We start from the raw sequence: 14,849 nt of genomic DNA, 5'->3' as shown, positions 1-14,849 counted from the left end.
CGTTACATGCCCAGAATGGACTTGGCAATAATGGTTTTTTGAATTTCGTTCGAGCCGGCATAGATCGTGACTACACGTCTGAACAAATGCCGTTCCACCCAACCGTTGCCTTCTGGCGCCAACAATCCCCCGCCGTATTCGGGCGACAGCACGATACCGGCCTGGCCCAGCAGTGATAGCGCAGTTTCGGTGACGCGCTGCTGGAGTTCGGAACCACGTATTTTCAACGTCGAGGCAACGGGCCCAGGCTCTTCACCACGCATCTGCAAGGCCAGTACCTGCAGTACGGCAGCTTCCAGTGCTATGAAATCCATAACCAGCGCCGACAGGCGTCGGCGCACCAGCGGATCATCCGCCAGCTTCTGTCCTTGCTCGTCTTGCAGTTGCCCGGCCAGCTTTTCAAGTTCAAGGATGTCGCGTTTGGTACGTGGTGCCTGAGCGTTGTTGACCCGCTCACGCGCCAGCAAATCCTTGGCGTAGGTCCAGCCCTTGTTGATTTCACCAATCACGTTCGTGGCGGGGACACGTACATCGTCCAGAAAGACGGCGTTAACGCTGTGGCCCTCGTCCATGGTCAAAATCGGTTGCAGGGTGATGCCTGGCGACTTCATGTCTATGACAAACTGGGTCAGGCCTTCTTGCGGTTTGCCGTCAATACCAGTTCGGGCCAGGCAAAACATCAGGTCAGCGTAATGACCGCTGCTCAGCCATGTTTTCTGGCCGTTGATCACCCATGTATCGCCGTCCTTGGTTGCTGTAGTTTTCAGCGAAGCCAGATCCGAGCCCGCATTGGGCTCGGAAAAGCCCTGGCACCAAAGCTCTTCACCAGCAAGTATCTTGGGCAGATAGCGCTGCTTCTGTTCGTCACTGCCTTCAGCAATGATCATGGGACCAGCCAGGAACAGGCCAAGTACATCGCCAGGAGGCGCATCGACAAACGCGGACTCTTCTTCAAAGATGTAGCGTTGCAGGGCATTCCAGCCTGGGCCTCCTGCACTGACTGGCCAGTGAGGAGCCCCCCAGCCGCGTTTGTGCAACACACCCTGCCACTGCCTCATGATGGCCGGCTTCAGGTGCAAACCACCACGGGTAGCCTGTACCAACTCATCTGTCAGCTGCGCTTGCAGGAAGGCTTTTGCTTCCGCCCTAAAAGCTTGTAATTCGGGACTATTGAATATACTCATGAGTGCCCCTTCAATTGGGTATGAGGACAACCGAGCCCGTCGTCTTGCGCTCCTGGAGGGCCTGGTGCGCCTGCGCTGTCTCACTGAGCGCAAACTGCTGTCCGATATGCACACGTAGCTCACCCCGTGCAACCATGCCAAATAGCGTATCGGCAGCGCCTTGCAGATTGGGATGATGGGTCATGTAGGCGAACACGCCCGGCACGGATACCGTCAGCGACCGGACCGGGCCCAGTGCAGACAGGTCAACGGCAGGCAAGCCTTCCGCCACCTGACCCAGATTCACCAGTTGCCCGAAAGGCTTCAGAATCGTCAGCGAATCATGAAAGACCTGACCACCGAGACCTTCGAACACGGCATCCACACCCTTGCCGTCAGTCAGTCGACGGACCCCGTCAGTGAACGACTCGTCGTTATACAGAATCAAGTCATCACAACCATGCTCACGTGCAAGGGCAGCCTTGGCCTCGGATCCGACGGTGCCTATGACCCGGCATCCTTTGTGCTTCAGCCATTGCACCAGCAACAATCCCAGGCCACCTGCCGCAGCATGCACCAAGGCCGTATCGCCCGCCTGCAAGTGAGTGACACGATTGACCAGCATATGAGCAGTCAGGCCCTGCAGCGTCACTGCTGCGGCCTGCTCAAAGCTGACGTCATCATGCAGGTGCAGCAACAGATCGACCGGCAGATTACGTACCGTGGCGTAACTGCCTATGGGCCGTGATGCATAGGCCACGCGGTCGCCTATAGCGAAATGACTCACTCCCTTGCCTACGGCAGTCACCACGCCGGCGCCCTCGACCCCCAGGCCCCACGGCAACTCCGGCACCGGAAAGACACCTCGTCGGTTGTAGGTATCGAGATAGTTCACCCCTATGGCATGCTGCCGGATCTGGACTTCCCCCGCTGCGGGCTCTGCCACATCGACGGCCTCGTAGACCATGTTCTCTGGTCCGCCGTACTCATGGATACGAATCGCGTAAGCTTGCGTTGTCATGACTGTTGATGATCCTGTTCAATTAACTCTAGAAGAGACGCCCGAAGCTCGCGCTTCAGTATCTTGCCCATGGGATTCTTGGGCAGGGCATCCAGTACAAACCAGCGCCGGGGCACTTCATAGTCAGCCAGATGACGCGCACAATGCTCGCGCAGTGCCTGCGTATCTATGACTTCCCCGGGGCGGGCCACCACGCAGCCGGCAAGATCTTCGCCCAGCCCCGCGTGGGGTATCGCCACTACAGCGGCTTCTTGCACCGACTTGTATCGGTAAATCACCTCCTCGACTGCGGCTGAAGCGATCTTCAAACCGCCTCGATTGACGACGTCTTTCTTGCGATCGACAAAATGCAAATGCCCTTCCTCGTCAAAACGGCCGATGTCGCCGGTCAATACCCAACCGTCGACAAAGGCCTCGGCAGTCGCCTCGGGGTTGGAAAAATAGCCTTGCGCCATGGGCGGGCCCGAAAAAGCTATTTCCCCTGTTTCACCCACAGGCACCGACTTACCTTCTTCATCAACAACCCGCACGGCGCACCCAGGCATGGGGCCACCGATACAGCCTGCCTTGCGCGGCAGATACCACGGGGGCAGGAATGTGCCTGCCGGACCCGTTTCCGTCATCCCCCAGATATGGACCTGATCGGCCCAGGGCAGACGCGTGGCAAACTTCTCTATTACTTCGGCCGGCATGGCTGCCCCCCCATAGCCGATACGGCGTACACGCGACAGGTCGTACTTACCGCGCACGTACTCATCAATCATGAAGTTCAAAGGTGAGGTCACGCCGTGATACACCGAGGTACCCTCGGTTTCTATCAGACGCAGGCGTCCCGCATTGTCTATCGAGCTTTCCTCGAGCACCGCTCCCGCCCCGGTCACCCACGAGACCATGCAAGCCATGTTCAGCACTGAGCTGGTAAAAATGGGCCAAGCTCCCTGGTAGGTATCCTGATCGTGAATGCCGATAGCGGTGCCTATGGCATACCCACAGTACAACTGGCTGCGGTGGCAATGCATGACCGCCTTGGACCGCGCCGTCGTACCCGAGGTAAACAGCAAGACGGTTGTATCTTCCGGTGACCCCAGAGGCGGGAGCTCGATATCGTGGAATTCCTGCTCGGGGTCTGGCCACGCATCGCTGTCATAAGGTGTCGGCTGCAACTGCAGCACACGTGCCTTCGGACACGTTTTGTTTACGCGTTCAAGCGCGTCGGGCGTGGTCACGACAAAGGCCGGATCAACCAGGCCAAAGGCATACGCCAGCTCATCATCAGCACTGCGTGTGTTCACAGGAACGACTATAGCTCCCATGCGATAGCAGCCCACCGCTGTCAGCACGGCCTCGCGAACGGCATCGTTGGACAAGAGCAAGGCGACACGGTCGCCCGGCTTCACCCCACGAGACAGCAGGGCACGCGCCATGCCATCCATGCGTAGGGCGAGTTGCGAATAGCTGAGGCGATCCCGATAGCCGTAATGGCTACGCGTTGAAAGCGCCAGCTTGAATGGATATTGCTGCGCCCTTCGATAGATCAGCTCAGGTACGGTCAATCCCTTGAGCTCGTTATATCGACTCATGTTTGGGTCCATGCCTGTTCTCCTTGTTGGCTTACGTTACGCCACGCTAAAACCACCATCCACGGGCAAAATCACACCTGTGATGTAGCGAGCATCGGCCGAGGCCAGAAAAACAGCTGCCTTGGCAACATCGTAAGGTTTGCCCCAAAAGCCCAGTGGTACACGCTGGCCGATAGCCGGGCCGCGTTCGGGATCAGTCAACGCAGCAACCGACATGCGGGTTTCGATCCAGCCTGGCGCCACGGCATTGACACGAATTTTTTGCGGCGCATAAGCCACCGCCAGTGAGCGCGTCAGCGATACGACAGCGCCTTTGCTGGCGGAATAGCCCGGATTGCGGGGCGAGCCGAAATAACTCCACATCGATGCAAAGTTGACAATGCTGCCTTCCGTTTGGGCCAGAGCATCGCGAAACAGCGTGCAGGCCATGAACGTTCCGTTCAAATTGACATCCACTACCTGCCCAAAACCTTGCAAGGTATGCTCGCGACCTTCATGCTGAATAATGCCTGCGGCATTCACCAGCACATCCACCCGCACTTCCTTGTCGGCCAATTCGCGCATAGCCGCCTCATCGGTGACACTGGCCTTGATGAACTCTATGCCCGTACCATCGAGTTCGGGTTCTGTATCGAGACCCACGGCAATAACCCGATACCCGCGCTTGCGCAATTCAATCCCCGAGGCCAAGCCAAGACCTGTACCCCCACCGGTCACAATGGCGAGAGGTGTTGTATTTACTTCTTTGCTAGTCATGCTTTACTCATTTCTTCAAGTTGAATCATGGCCTGGACGATTACATGCTCGTCCAAAGCCGTCTGAAAATGGCCGATGTGGGGTGATTGCATCGTGCCTTGCGCGACACGGCGCATCGCCGCCTCGTCGGTCTGTTCTGCACCCAAATCGGCCAAGCAGGTGGCCAGACCAATACGTCGATAAAAATCCAGCTGCTCACGCATGAACGCGTCGGACCGGCGTTCCAGCAGCATCTGAACCAAAAGGCCGTAGGCCACATGCTGTCCGTGTAGCGTCGAGTGCACGCCGGGAATGAAAGGCAATCCGCGTGTCATCGAGTGTGCGACCGACAAACCGCTGTTTTCGAACGCCAGCCCACTCAGCAAAATCAAGGCCTCGACCAAGCGTTCAAATGCGGGACTGGGCTCACCCGTTTGCAACGACGCCAGACCCTCTACGGCGTCCTGCCGCAACACCCGATCGCAGGCACGAGAAAGCTCGGTGACAGCAACCGTGCTGACGCCACCAAACAAGTTCAGGCCGTTCGACACCCGTACCTGCTCGCCTTCATACAGCTTGCACAAGGCATCGCCTATGCCGCTGACGAGCAATGCCCGCGGCGCCTTGACCAACAAGCGCGTGTCTGCCAATACCGCATCCGGATTACGTGGCAGGAACTCGACCGAGTCCATGCGATGTTGGTCGTCGTAGAAGACAAATGCCTTACTGCAGGGACCATCGTTTGAGGCAGCGGTGGGTACGACAACCAGGTGTGTACCGAGAATGCGTGAGACGGCCTTGCCAGTATCGACACCCTTTCCTCCACCTGCGGCGATCACAATGTCGACATCAGGCACGGCCTTGCGAGCCTGTTCGACCAAGCGATCTACCGTCACCCTCGTGACCTCACCGCCGGCCTCGATCCAGGGCAAATCCAGGCCGTTGGCTATGCAGAATTGCGCGGCGCCATCGCGGATCAGGCCATACACGATCGAATCACACACCAGCAGCGGACGCTTGCCCAGTGCACGACAGATATCGCCAAGCAGGCCAATAGCTCCCGGCCCCTGATAGTATCGGTGAACCGAACCAAATGTACGTATGCCCTGTGGGTCGGGACGGACACCATCCGCTACGTTCGCTACGGTTGTTGCTGAGGTATTCATGCGCGCATCCACGTATCGGTCTGTTCAATGATGCGTTCGGTCGTCAGGCCGTAGCGGTCTTGCAGATAGGGCAGCGAACCGCACTCGGTGAAACGATCAGGAATGCCTATCTTCAAAAGTTTGCGGCTCAGGCCGGCCTCGTAGAGCGCCTCGACAACCAACGTGGCCAGGCCGCCTGTGGTCACATGGTTCTCACAGATGACCAGACGATCAACCGAATTGGCAAAACGCAACAGGCCATTGGTGTCAAAGGGCTTGATGCATGGGCTATGAAAGACAGCACTGCTGACGCCCGCGCGTTCGAAATGGCGGCTGGCATCGATGGCGCGTTCAGTCATGAAGCCGGTCGATACAAAGCCCAGCTTCGTATCGTCATGCAGCTGACCAATGACATGGCCTTTGCCAACCTGGAATCGATAAGTATCGGGATCGAGTACGACAGCTACATTGGCACGCAGCTGACGGCAGTAAACCGTGCCGGGAATATCGGCGGCCATTTGTGTGACCTGCACCATCTCGGTAGCATCGCAGGGATCGATGACCGTCAGGTTGGGAATGGACCGCATAAGGGCCAGGTCTTCGTTGGCCTGATGTGTGCCACCATAACCCGTCGTCAGCCCGGGATTACCAGCAAACATCTTGACGTTCTCGTTGCTGTGCGCGCACGCAATGGCCAGGAAATCATAAGCACGTCGCGTAGCAAATGTGCCGTAGGTGGTGCAGTAGGAAATCTTGCCTGCTTTGGACAGGCCCGCCGCGGTCATGACCAGGGATTGCTCAGCCATCCCCACGTTAAAGAAGCGCTCGGGGTACTTATGACGAAAGTCGATGGTGTCGGTGTATTTTCCCAGATCAGCAGTCAGCAGCACGATGTTTTCGCGCGTTTCAGCTGCCTTGAGCAGTCCAACCGAGAAAGGCGCCTTCATCGAAGGACGGCCAACAATCTCTTCTGATTCACTCATCGCCAGGGTACGTGCTTCAGCCATTTTCTGCCTCCAGTTCACGAGCGACGTCATCCCACTCATCGGCGTCGATACGTACAAAGTGCGCGCGATCGCGCTGTTCGATTCGGGTAATGCCGCAGCCTGGCTTGGTGCGCATGACAACGACCTTGGGTTTGCCTTCACGCTTGGCGGCCCAGACAAAGGCATCCAGCAACTGGTCGTAGTCGTTGCCATCAATCTCCATGCTCAACCAACCGAAGGCAGAGAAACGCGCAGGTACCGGGTCAACCGGTACCACCAGGGGTCCGTCTGCCTGGATGCCGTTGCAGTCCACCCAACACACCAGGTTGTCCGCTTTCAGCGCGGCCGCGGTGTTGGCAGCTTCCCACGTAGAGCCTTCCTGCAGTTCGCCATCGCTGATTTCAACGTGAATGGTCGACGCGTAGCCATCGAGCCGATAGCCCAAGGCAATACCTGTTGCCACACCCAGTCCATGGCCCAGCGAGCCACCGGTCATTTCCACGCCCGGCACATGACCCTCCATCGTGCTCATTTCAAGCGGGCTGCCATCTGCACCGTAACTCAGCAGATCGGGAACAGGAATGATGCCCAGCTCGGCCAGTACGGCCCACAAGGCAATCGAGTAATGTCCAGTCGATAACAGGAAGCGACGACGGTCGCCTCGGTCAAACTCCAGGTCCTTGGCTTCGAACTCATGGAAATACATAAAGGTCAGAAAGTCCGCGATTCCCAGACCCTGGCCAAGATACCCCTGACCCTTGCCTCGAGCCTGCGTCACCATATGACGACGTAAATCCAGCGCCTTCGCCCGTAATCGTGCCATCAGCGCTGACCGCGCATTGCTTGTGTCTGCCGTGTCCATATGCCTCCTCATGGTTTACATACCCAGATAGGTCGCGCGCAAATGCTCGTTACCCAACAATTCATCACCTGTGCCCTGCATGGAAATGCCACCGTTCTCGAGGACATAACCGTAGTCCGCCATTTGCAGGACCTTGAACACATTCTGTTCAATCACCAGTACTGTCACGCCCAGATCACGAATCTTTTTGATGGACTCGAACAGACGATCAACCATGATGGGTGCCAGGCCCAACGATGGCTCGTCCAGTGCCAGCAAGGTGGGCTTGGCCATCAGCGCACGGCCGACTGCCACCATCTGCTGCTGCCCTCCCGACAGCGTGGAGGCATCCAGATGCTGACGCTCCTCGAGGATGGGGAATAACTCGAACACTTCCTTGAGTGTCTGCTCACGCATCGCACGCGCTCTTTTGCCATGCGCGCCTACCAGCAGGTTTTCGCGTATGCTCATCTCGAGAAACAACTGCTTGCCTTCGGGCGATTGCACAAAGCCGTGCTCAACCACCTGATGCGGCGCGCGACCCTCCAGAGCCTTACCGTATAGCGCAATACTGCCGCTACTTGGCCGCAACAATCCCGAGATCGTTCGCAGCAATGTCGTCTTGCCAGCCCCGTTTGCGCCGATCAGGGCTACAAGCTGGCCTTTTCCTATGGACAGGCTCAGGTCGCGCAAGACACGCGCATCGCCATAGCCCACATGCAGGCCTTTGATATCAAGCGCCGGTGTCGACATAGTCATCTCCGAAATAAGCCTTGAGAACGTTGGGTTGACGCACGACATCAGCCGGCAGGCCGTTGGCCATCAGCTCACCCAGATGCATAACAATCACCCGATCAGACAAGCCCATGATCACTTTCATGACGTGCTCGATGATCAGCACCGTTACACCCTGGTCACGTACCTTCTTGATCAGCTCGACCATCTGCAGGGCCTCTTGCGGCGTCGCCCCAGCGACGACCTCATCCATCAGGAGCAAACTGGGTTCCGTCGACAGGGCCCGGCCCAGCTCAACCTTGCGGCGTTCAAACGCCGTCAAGGTCTCGGCATCGATATCGGCCAGATAGGCCAGATCAAGAAAGTCGAGCAGCTCATCAGCCTTACGCTCACTGTGAGCCCGGTCGTTGGTTTTCACCAAGGTCCCAACCATCAGATTTTCACGTGTGGACATGCCGCCAAAAGGTTTCGACAGCTGGAAGGTACGAGCGAGGCCAGCCTTGCACACACTCCAGGGCGGCTTGCCCGTGATGTCCTGTCCGTCCAGCCATATCTTTCCATCGTCGGGTGCGAAATGTCCGGCGATCATATTGAAGGCCGTTGTCTTGCCCGCACCGTTAGGGCCCAGCAGCCCCAGGATTTCTCCACGCTTGAGGTCGAATGAAAGATTCTTGACGGCCTGCACGCCACCAAACCGTTTCCCGATACCCTCCACTTTCAACAAAGTTTCACTCATCACGATCTCCTGAAGAAGCCGCTGCAAGATCGGCATCTTTGTGCTTGCGCTGGCGGCTTTCGGTCGCCTTACGCCCGGTCAGGCGCGCGCCCAATTGCTGCAGGGGATGAAGAATGCCCTTGGGCAAATACAAGACAGCCAATATCAGCACCAGACCATAGATAGCCAGGTGCAGGCCTATAAACTGACCACCCAGGTAGGTACGTGTCAGCTCGGAGATAGGCGTCAGGAAGAGTGCGCCCAACAATGGACCCAATACGGTTCCCTGGCCGCCGATGATGCTCATCAATGCCATATCGATGGAAAGTTCGATACCGAAGATGCGTTCGGGATTGATGAAACGCACAAACTGAGCGTAGTAACTGCCGCCCAGTGCCGTCATGAAGGCGCTGATGGCATAGGCAATCAGGGTGTAGCGCGTGGGATTGATGCCCAGCGATTCCGCAGCATCACGATCACCACGTATGGCTTTAAGGCAGGAACCCAGACGGCTGCGCTCCATCAGCCAGGTGACCAGCATGACTGCCGCCAGCATGATCAGGATAATGTAGTAATAAGGCACTTTGCTTTCAAACTGGAACAGCGCCCAGCTGTTGCCGACCAACGGTACCGACAAGCCTTCCGCACCTTTGATCTCCATGCCAAACAATTCACCGGTATTCTCGACCCAGATACGGATGGCCTCGGCTACGGCGATGGTCGTCAGCGCAAAATAGGGGCCGCGCAAGCGCATGGTCGGATACCCGATGATGACGGCGAGTATTGCCGCTCCCACGCCCCCCACCAGCATGCCCAGCCAGGGCGACATGCCCAGCCCAGTCAGCAGCAACACCGATACATAGCCGCCTACACCACAAAAGACCGAGTGACCGAAAGATATTTGCCCAACGTAACCGCACAGCAAGTTCCATGAACAGGCAAGATAGGCGAAATACAGCACCATGATCATGGAGTGAATGATGTATTCATCCCTCACGATGAAGGGCAGCAGCACACCAATTACGCCTAGTACCAGGGCCACCACTAAAGAAGAAAGTGTTTTCATGGCGGGCTCCTTACTTTTTACCCATCAGGCCACTGGGGCGAACCAGCAGGATCAGGATGAAGAGCAGCAGCGAGAAAATAGCGGCTGCCGGGGTAGTCACGAACTGAGCCGCCACCGATTCGAACACGCCAATCACAATACCGCCCACCAGTGAACCGGCAATGCTGCCAATACCACCAAGCACAACGACAATGAATGACTTGATGCCGAAGGCCAGGCCAACGTTGGGCGTAATGGGAATGAAAGGTGCAATCAGACAACCCATGACACCAACCGTGGCGCAGCCCAGACCGAATGTCAGGTTATAGATGTGCGGGACATTCACTCCCGACATGGCTGCCGCATCACGGTTCAGCGCGGTAGCCCGGATAGCGCGCCCCGTGTCTGTATGAGACAGCCAGAAAGCCAATCCACCGGCCATGGCGCAAGCCGCTACCGCTGATATCAACCTTAATGTATTGATCGGAAAGCCCCCCACCATGATGGTGGTTTGCTCAATCATGGAAGTCGTGGTCCGCACATTCGGGCCAAAGAACATCAGTGCCATGTTGTCAATCAGGATATACACACCAGCCGTCAGCAATAAAGCGCTGACCGGTTCAACCACTCGTGTGCTTTCCCGGCGAATCAATGGACTGATAATCACCGCCTGCACGGCATAGCCCAGCGCAAACATCAGCGGTGCGGCAATCAGAATACTGATGTAGGGATCAATGCCGGTGATGTGCTGCAGCCAGAAACTGATGTACATGGCCAGCATCATGAACGAGCCATGGGCAAAGTTAATGATGCGCAGCACGCCAAAGATCAGACTCAGACCCAGGGCAATGCCACCCAGCATCGCTCCGACCAGCACGCCATTGATCAGTGAATAGGTCAGGATGTATGAATCCACGACTCACCTCTTTTGATGAAGACAAAACACCCCCTCTGCACGCTGGCAAGCGTGCACAGAAACGACATCAGAGGGGGGGTTGAAACGGTTTGTCGGACTAGCGCTCAGACCACTTGGGCACGGGCCAGGCTGGTTTCACATCATCGCCCCGGTTCTCGATGGGCCATATCGCACGGCGCTTGCCGTCCAGGTTCTGTGAAATGACACCATGGGCGAATGTGTTCTGTCCGTTTTCATCGAACTTGATGCGCTGATAACCGGTGAACAAGGCCGGGCCTTCAGTGATATCGGTTTGAGCCAGCGCATCGCGCAGTTTTTCGCGATCGGCACTGCCCGCGCGCTCAAGCGCATCTTTGATCACATACACCGACGTAATGCCTTGAGCCACATAAGCGCTCATGTCGTAACCCAGTTGCTTCTTGGCAAAATCGTTCATTTCATGAAGCAATGGATCTTTGTTGACTTCCAGCATATCGACTTGCCAATCTTCCTGAACGAAGTAATAGGCAACATCTTTCGCATCGATAGCAGCGTAGAACGAGGGGTCTTCAGTACCGCCACCCACAGAGTGCACACCGTAAGGAATATCGAGTTTTTGCTGGGTAAACTGACGCGTAAAGAGCAGCTGATCAGGCGTATACACTGCCAGGATCAAGGCATCAGGACGCGATGCACGTATCTTCAGCAACTGCGAGGTCAAGTCAACCTGATGAGCCGGCAGCGCTTCGTCGAACACCAGCTCCATATTGTTTTCTTTGAGCAAGGTACGAATGTTTTCGGCATGCGAACGCCCCCAGTCGCCCCCTTCGAACAGCATGGCCACGCGCTTGACCGATTTGCCGGTCTCTTTGGCCAGGAGCTTCATGGATTCAATTTGCTCGTTGGCGTCGTAGGTTGCCTTGTTGTTGATGCGGAAGATGTACTTGAAGCCGCGCTCGGTGATTTCATCTTTCACAGAGCCCACAACAATCCACGGAGTCTTGTTGCGCTCGGCGATCTCGGTAGAAGGATACGTTACGGAACTATTGAAGGCACCACACAACACAGGGACGTTTTCGCGCTGGATCAGGCGCTCGGTTTCCGACACACCCACATCAGCCTTGGATTGGGAATCACCGAACACGGCTTCTAGCTTGGCACCACCCATGGATTCGATACCACCGGTCTTATTGATCTGATTGACGGCGGCCAGAATACCCACGCGGGTTTGCTCGCCGACGGCGGCCGAACCGCCGCTCAGCGGCAATACGCAGCCGATCTTGACGGGATCTTGCGCATGGGCAACTGCAGCCGCACATATCAGGCCACAAGCGGCAATAAGATGAGGCAGCCTGGCAAGGCCGAATCGCTGTTTAATCATGTTTGTCTCCTTTGAGGATTTCGTTACTGCGATTTACTTCTGCTTTATGGTTCGATGTACTACAAGTAACAACAGAGTCAGCGTATGAACTGACTGACAAAATCCGCGCCCAACCCGGCCTCTTCATAATGCTGCCTGCAGAGCTCGATTTTTGTGAAGACGTCGTCGTAGCCCATGGCTTTGCCGTCTGGATCCACGTAAATCATTGCGCCATTGACCTGGAAATAAGTGATCATTTCTTCCACGCCGTCTTCGACAATCAAGGTATGGGTTTCGCCCGGGGTTTCACAGACATAGGCGCCCTCAGTGGCGACCCAGTCATGCTCCAGATAACGCCATGAACCACGCAGAACCCAGCCATGCACTGGCTGCGGATGGCGATGGCGTGACAACACTCCGGATTTGCGTACACGCAACAGACTGGTCCAGTAGCCGTGGCTGGCCGACAGACACAAGGGTCTGAACCACACATTTTCCTGTTGCGGTACCCACAAGCGCTCATCTTGCGGAATGGCATTGGGAATCACGATTTCAGGCAAACAATCTGTCGGCATCGGATGACGATAAGGCTGAATCGCCTGCTCCCGGTCGGTATCAAAATTGCGGCCCTGAATACCTTGCATAAGCATTAGTTGTCTCCTTGTGCTTGTACTGGTTCAACAGGAGTCTCAATCCAATTAGTTCACATCACAATACAAAATTATATTAACTTTCATATTGTGAACTCATGGTTTACTAGAATCGGGGGATCAAAAGAGGCTGAACATGAATGACATGATTCCGCTGTATGCTTGAAAATCGTCTTGCCCATTAGCGACCACCATGACCCAAGTCACCGACGACCACTTGATTGAAACCCTGATCCACAGCGAAACGCTGGTTGATGGCGGCTTCCTGAAGGCCAGACGCGATACGGTGCGCCTGCCCGACGGACGCAGCGCCAAGCGCGAGTACGTCGTGCACCCGGGGGCAGTAGTGATTATTCCCATGCTGGATGACGAACACGTCATTCTCGAGCGGCAGTTCCGCTATCCGGTAGAGCGCGTGATGCTGGAGTTTCCCGCCGGCAAGCTGGACCCGGGCGAAGATCCCTTGGTGTGCGCCAAGCGCGAACTGCAGGAAGAAACGGGTTATGTGGCCGATCAGTGGGCCTACGCGGGCGCCATGCACCTGGCCATTGCCTATTCAACCGAGATCATTCATATTTTCTTTGCGCGCAATCTACACGCCGGTGCCGCGCAACTGGACAGTGATGAGTTCCTCGAGGTACGTACAGAGCACATCGCAGCGTTAACGCAAGCCTGCCGCGATGGCAAGGTGACTGATGCCAAGACACTGACCTGCATGCTATGGCTGCAAAATGTCTTGTCGGGCGCATGGAAGCTGGACTGGCAAGCATCAGGCCACGGCTAAAGCCGCGTAGCGCGGCATGTAAGCTATCGCCCCACCACCGCAACCACCGCCAGCAAACTGGCCACCACTGCGATGGCAGTTGAACAATACACCAGCCGCCTGAGCACGACGATTTCCTGCTGCATCCGGCTGGCTGCGGCGTCTATGTTTTCTATGGTGCCCTTCCATTGTGTGGCCAGCCCTTTGACCGACTCGGCGTTGTTGGTAACGGCCTCTTGCAGCTCGCGTATTTGCTGCGGAATGATTTCGTCCTGTTTGCCGCCGGCTGATCGGGACGTAAACATGGGTGCGGCCGCAGTCACAATCTGTGTGATGTAAGGAAGCGCGATTTTCAATGCGGGAAGAAATGCTGCCATGTGGGGTTGCCCTTGCAAAGTCTTAAGCTGAAAACCAGTCTAGCATTAGCGCCGGGGACCACGATATCCTGCCACTATGACAGGCCTTGAAGCGGCATGCGAGCCAGCGCCTGATAGGTCGAGCCGCTCTCTGTAGGCTGCGAAGCCACCAGTACGCACTGCTCGGGCATCCATGCCAGAGACGGTCTATGCAAGGCAGCCAGGTCGCCCGGACCGGCTTTGCGCAACAGCGAGACGTGCGGCCTGAAGGGGCTATCGGGCCGCTGCCAGCCCAAGGCCTGCAAGCGACACCACAAATCGTCATGCAAGTGGCTCAGCCATGACAGGCTGTCTTCCTCTCCGGGGCCGGCCCATACGACGCGTGGCCCGGCAAAACGGCCGAAGCGGCGTAGCGTCACGGGCCCAACAGGCGCTGACCATAAGGGCGCAGCCTGTACCAAGGCCTGGACGCGATCAAAAGGTGTGCTGCCCAGGAAGGCTAAGGTCAGGTGCAGGGTATCGACGCGCATCGTACGTCCACCAACGGCCTTATGTGCTTGGTGTACCCAGGCCATGATGCGCTCGGCATCAGCCGCCGAAGGCCACAAGGCAAAGAAAAGACGTTGCGATGAGCGGTCCGGCGTGGCGATGGGGCGAGTCGATGGGGCGAGCATGCGTGTCCTGGCTGGCGCAATGGAAATATGGCCTCCAGCTTAATCGCATTTATCCTGACATGGGGCCTGGCAGGACCATTGACGCATAAAATCCGAACTGGCTATTATCGTTGTCTGACCATCACCCCTTGTACCGCCGGAGAGCATGGCTGTGAGACCTCTATTGCTGGAACAGTTCATAAAAA

16 protein-coding genes are annotated in these 14,849 nt (G+C 56.7%); 1 reads left to right on the top strand and 15 read right to left on the bottom strand.

Annotated features, from left to right (window positions below; translation table 11 throughout):
* Positions 1-2: 2 nt before the first annotated feature.
* From ERD84_RS04415 to ERD84_RS04355, 13 genes are all read right to left on the bottom strand, one after another.
* A complete protein-coding gene (locus ERD84_RS04415; RefSeq protein WP_130038388.1) occupies positions 3-1,184 on the bottom strand; it encodes an acyl-CoA dehydrogenase family protein in 1,182 nt (393 codons plus the stop codon).
* A 10-nt stretch (positions 1,185-1,194) separates the two neighbouring features.
* Positions 1,195-2,184 (bottom strand): quinone oxidoreductase family protein, encoded by a 990-nt coding sequence (locus ERD84_RS04410; RefSeq protein ID WP_130038387.1) that lies wholly within the window; start codon positions 2,182-2,184, stop codon positions 1,195-1,197.
* Positions 2,181-3,764: a class I adenylate-forming enzyme family protein gene (locus tag ERD84_RS04405; RefSeq protein ID WP_167667245.1), complete on the bottom strand. Its 1,584-nt coding sequence runs from the start codon at positions 3,762-3,764 to the stop codon at positions 2,181-2,183. The genes ERD84_RS04410 and ERD84_RS04405 overlap by 4 nt, the downstream gene beginning before the upstream one ends.
* A gap of 36 nt (positions 3,765-3,800) precedes the next feature.
* Positions 3,801-4,520 (bottom strand): SDR family NAD(P)-dependent oxidoreductase, encoded by a 720-nt coding sequence (locus ERD84_RS04400; RefSeq protein ID WP_130038385.1) that lies wholly within the window; start codon positions 4,518-4,520, stop codon positions 3,801-3,803.
* Complete coding sequence (locus ERD84_RS04395; RefSeq protein WP_130038384.1) at positions 4,517-5,665, bottom strand: glycerol dehydrogenase; 1,149 nt, start codon at positions 5,663-5,665, stop codon at positions 4,517-4,519. The genes ERD84_RS04400 and ERD84_RS04395 overlap by 4 nt, the downstream gene beginning before the upstream one ends.
* The gene (locus ERD84_RS04390) at positions 5,662-6,651 is read right to left on the bottom strand and encodes a transketolase family protein (protein ID WP_130038383.1); all 990 of its coding nucleotides are present in this window, start codon (positions 6,649-6,651) and stop codon (positions 5,662-5,664) included. The genes ERD84_RS04395 and ERD84_RS04390 overlap by 4 nt, the downstream gene beginning before the upstream one ends.
* Complete coding sequence (locus ERD84_RS04385) at positions 6,644-7,492, bottom strand: thiamine pyrophosphate-dependent enzyme (protein ID WP_245150610.1); 849 nt, start codon at positions 7,490-7,492, stop codon at positions 6,644-6,646. Before ERD84_RS04385 ends, ERD84_RS04390 begins: the two co-directional genes overlap by 8 nt.
* A gap of 15 nt (positions 7,493-7,507) precedes the next feature.
* Positions 7,508-8,224, bottom strand: coding sequence for an ABC transporter ATP-binding protein (locus tag ERD84_RS04380; RefSeq protein ID WP_130038382.1), 717 nt, complete (start codon positions 8,222-8,224; stop codon positions 7,508-7,510).
* Positions 8,205-8,942, bottom strand: a complete 738-nt coding sequence (locus tag ERD84_RS04375) for an ABC transporter ATP-binding protein (protein ID WP_130038381.1) — start codon at positions 8,940-8,942, stop codon at positions 8,205-8,207. Before ERD84_RS04375 ends, ERD84_RS04380 begins: the two co-directional genes overlap by 20 nt.
* Positions 8,935-9,987 (bottom strand): branched-chain amino acid ABC transporter permease, encoded by a 1,053-nt coding sequence (locus ERD84_RS04370; RefSeq protein ID WP_130038380.1) that lies wholly within the window; start codon positions 9,985-9,987, stop codon positions 8,935-8,937. The genes ERD84_RS04375 and ERD84_RS04370 overlap by 8 nt, the downstream gene beginning before the upstream one ends.
* Before the next feature lie 10 nt (positions 9,988-9,997).
* A complete protein-coding gene (locus ERD84_RS04365; protein ID WP_130038379.1) occupies positions 9,998-10,882 on the bottom strand; it encodes a branched-chain amino acid ABC transporter permease in 885 nt (294 codons plus the stop codon).
* Between the two features lie 97 nt (positions 10,883-10,979).
* The gene (locus ERD84_RS04360) at positions 10,980-12,242 is read right to left on the bottom strand and encodes an ABC transporter substrate-binding protein (RefSeq protein WP_130038378.1); all 1,263 of its coding nucleotides are present in this window, start codon (positions 12,240-12,242) and stop codon (positions 10,980-10,982) included.
* Positions 12,243-12,319: 77 nt separating this feature from the next.
* Entirely contained in the window at positions 12,320-12,871 is a 552-nt protein-coding gene (locus tag ERD84_RS04355; protein WP_245150609.1) for a 2,4'-dihydroxyacetophenone dioxygenase family protein, read from the bottom strand.
* Between the two features lie 193 nt (positions 12,872-13,064).
* Between ERD84_RS04355 and ERD84_RS04350 the strand changes: the two genes are divergently transcribed.
* Entirely contained in the window at positions 13,065-13,655 is a 591-nt protein-coding gene (locus ERD84_RS04350) for an NUDIX domain-containing protein (RefSeq protein ID WP_130038377.1), read from the top strand.
* Between the two features lie 23 nt (positions 13,656-13,678).
* On the opposite strand, the gene ERD84_RS04345 is transcribed toward ERD84_RS04350, so the two are convergent.
* Together ERD84_RS04345 and thpR are read right to left on the bottom strand one after the other, a co-directional pair.
* Positions 13,679-14,011, bottom strand: coding sequence for a hypothetical protein (locus tag ERD84_RS04345; RefSeq protein ID WP_130038376.1), 333 nt, complete (start codon positions 14,009-14,011; stop codon positions 13,679-13,681).
* Positions 14,012-14,085: 74 nt separating this feature from the next.
* Positions 14,086-14,664, bottom strand: a complete 579-nt coding sequence (thpR, locus tag ERD84_RS04340; RefSeq protein WP_130038375.1) for an RNA 2',3'-cyclic phosphodiesterase — start codon at positions 14,662-14,664, stop codon at positions 14,086-14,088.
* Positions 14,665-14,849: the final 185 nt, after the last annotated feature.

Source organism: Pollutimonas harenae (genome assembly GCF_004153685.1).
Classification (GTDB): Bacteria; Pseudomonadota; Gammaproteobacteria; order Burkholderiales; family Burkholderiaceae_B; genus Pusillimonas_C; species Pusillimonas_C harenae.
The sequence above is the reverse complement of the archived record's forward strand: the minus strand, read 5'-3'. Positions and strand labels throughout refer to the sequence as shown.

Bases quoted from the DNA above. Each gene is read 5' to 3' on its own strand.
- ERD84_RS04415 (WP_130038388.1), bottom strand. From the start codon at position 1,184: ATGAGTATATTCAATAGTCCCGAATTACAAGCTTTTAGGGCGGAAGCA.
- ERD84_RS04410 (WP_130038387.1), bottom strand. From the start codon at position 2,184: ATGACAACGCAAGCTTACGCGATTCGTATCCATGAGTACGGCGGACCA.
- ERD84_RS04405 (WP_167667245.1), bottom strand. From the start codon at position 3,764: ATGAGTCGATATAACGAGCTCAAGGGATTGACCGTACCTGAGCTGATC.
- ERD84_RS04400 (WP_130038385.1), bottom strand. From the start codon at position 4,520: ATGACTAGCAAAGAAGTAAATACAACACCTCTCGCCATTGTGACCGGT.
- ERD84_RS04395 (WP_130038384.1), bottom strand. From the start codon at position 5,665: ATGAATACCTCAGCAACAACCGTAGCGAACGTAGCGGATGGTGTCCGT.
- ERD84_RS04390 (WP_130038383.1), bottom strand. From the start codon at position 6,651: ATGGCTGAAGCACGTACCCTGGCGATGAGTGAATCAGAAGAGATTGTT.
- ERD84_RS04385 (WP_245150610.1), bottom strand. From the start codon at position 7,492: ATGGACACGGCAGACACAAGCAATGCGCGGTCAGCGCTGATGGCACGA.
- ERD84_RS04380 (WP_130038382.1), bottom strand. From the start codon at position 8,224: ATGTCGACACCGGCGCTTGATATCAAAGGCCTGCATGTGGGCTATGGC.
- ERD84_RS04375 (WP_130038381.1), bottom strand. From the start codon at position 8,942: ATGAGTGAAACTTTGTTGAAAGTGGAGGGTATCGGGAAACGGTTTGGT.
- ERD84_RS04370 (WP_130038380.1), bottom strand. From the start codon at position 9,987: ATGAAAACACTTTCTTCTTTAGTGGTGGCCCTGGTACTAGGCGTAATT.
- ERD84_RS04360 (WP_130038378.1), bottom strand. From the start codon at position 12,242: ATGATTAAACAGCGATTCGGCCTTGCCAGGCTGCCTCATCTTATTGCC.
- ERD84_RS04355 (WP_245150609.1), bottom strand. From the start codon at position 12,871: ATGCTTATGCAAGGTATTCAGGGCCGCAATTTTGATACCGACCGGGAG.
- ERD84_RS04350 (WP_130038377.1), top strand. From the start codon at position 13,065: ATGACCCAAGTCACCGACGACCACTTGATTGAAACCCTGATCCACAGC.
- ERD84_RS04345 (WP_130038376.1), bottom strand. From the start codon at position 14,011: ATGGCAGCATTTCTTCCCGCATTGAAAATCGCGCTTCCTTACATCACA.
- thpR (WP_130038375.1), bottom strand. From the start codon at position 14,664: ATGCTCGCCCCATCGACTCGCCCCATCGCCACGCCGGACCGCTCATCG.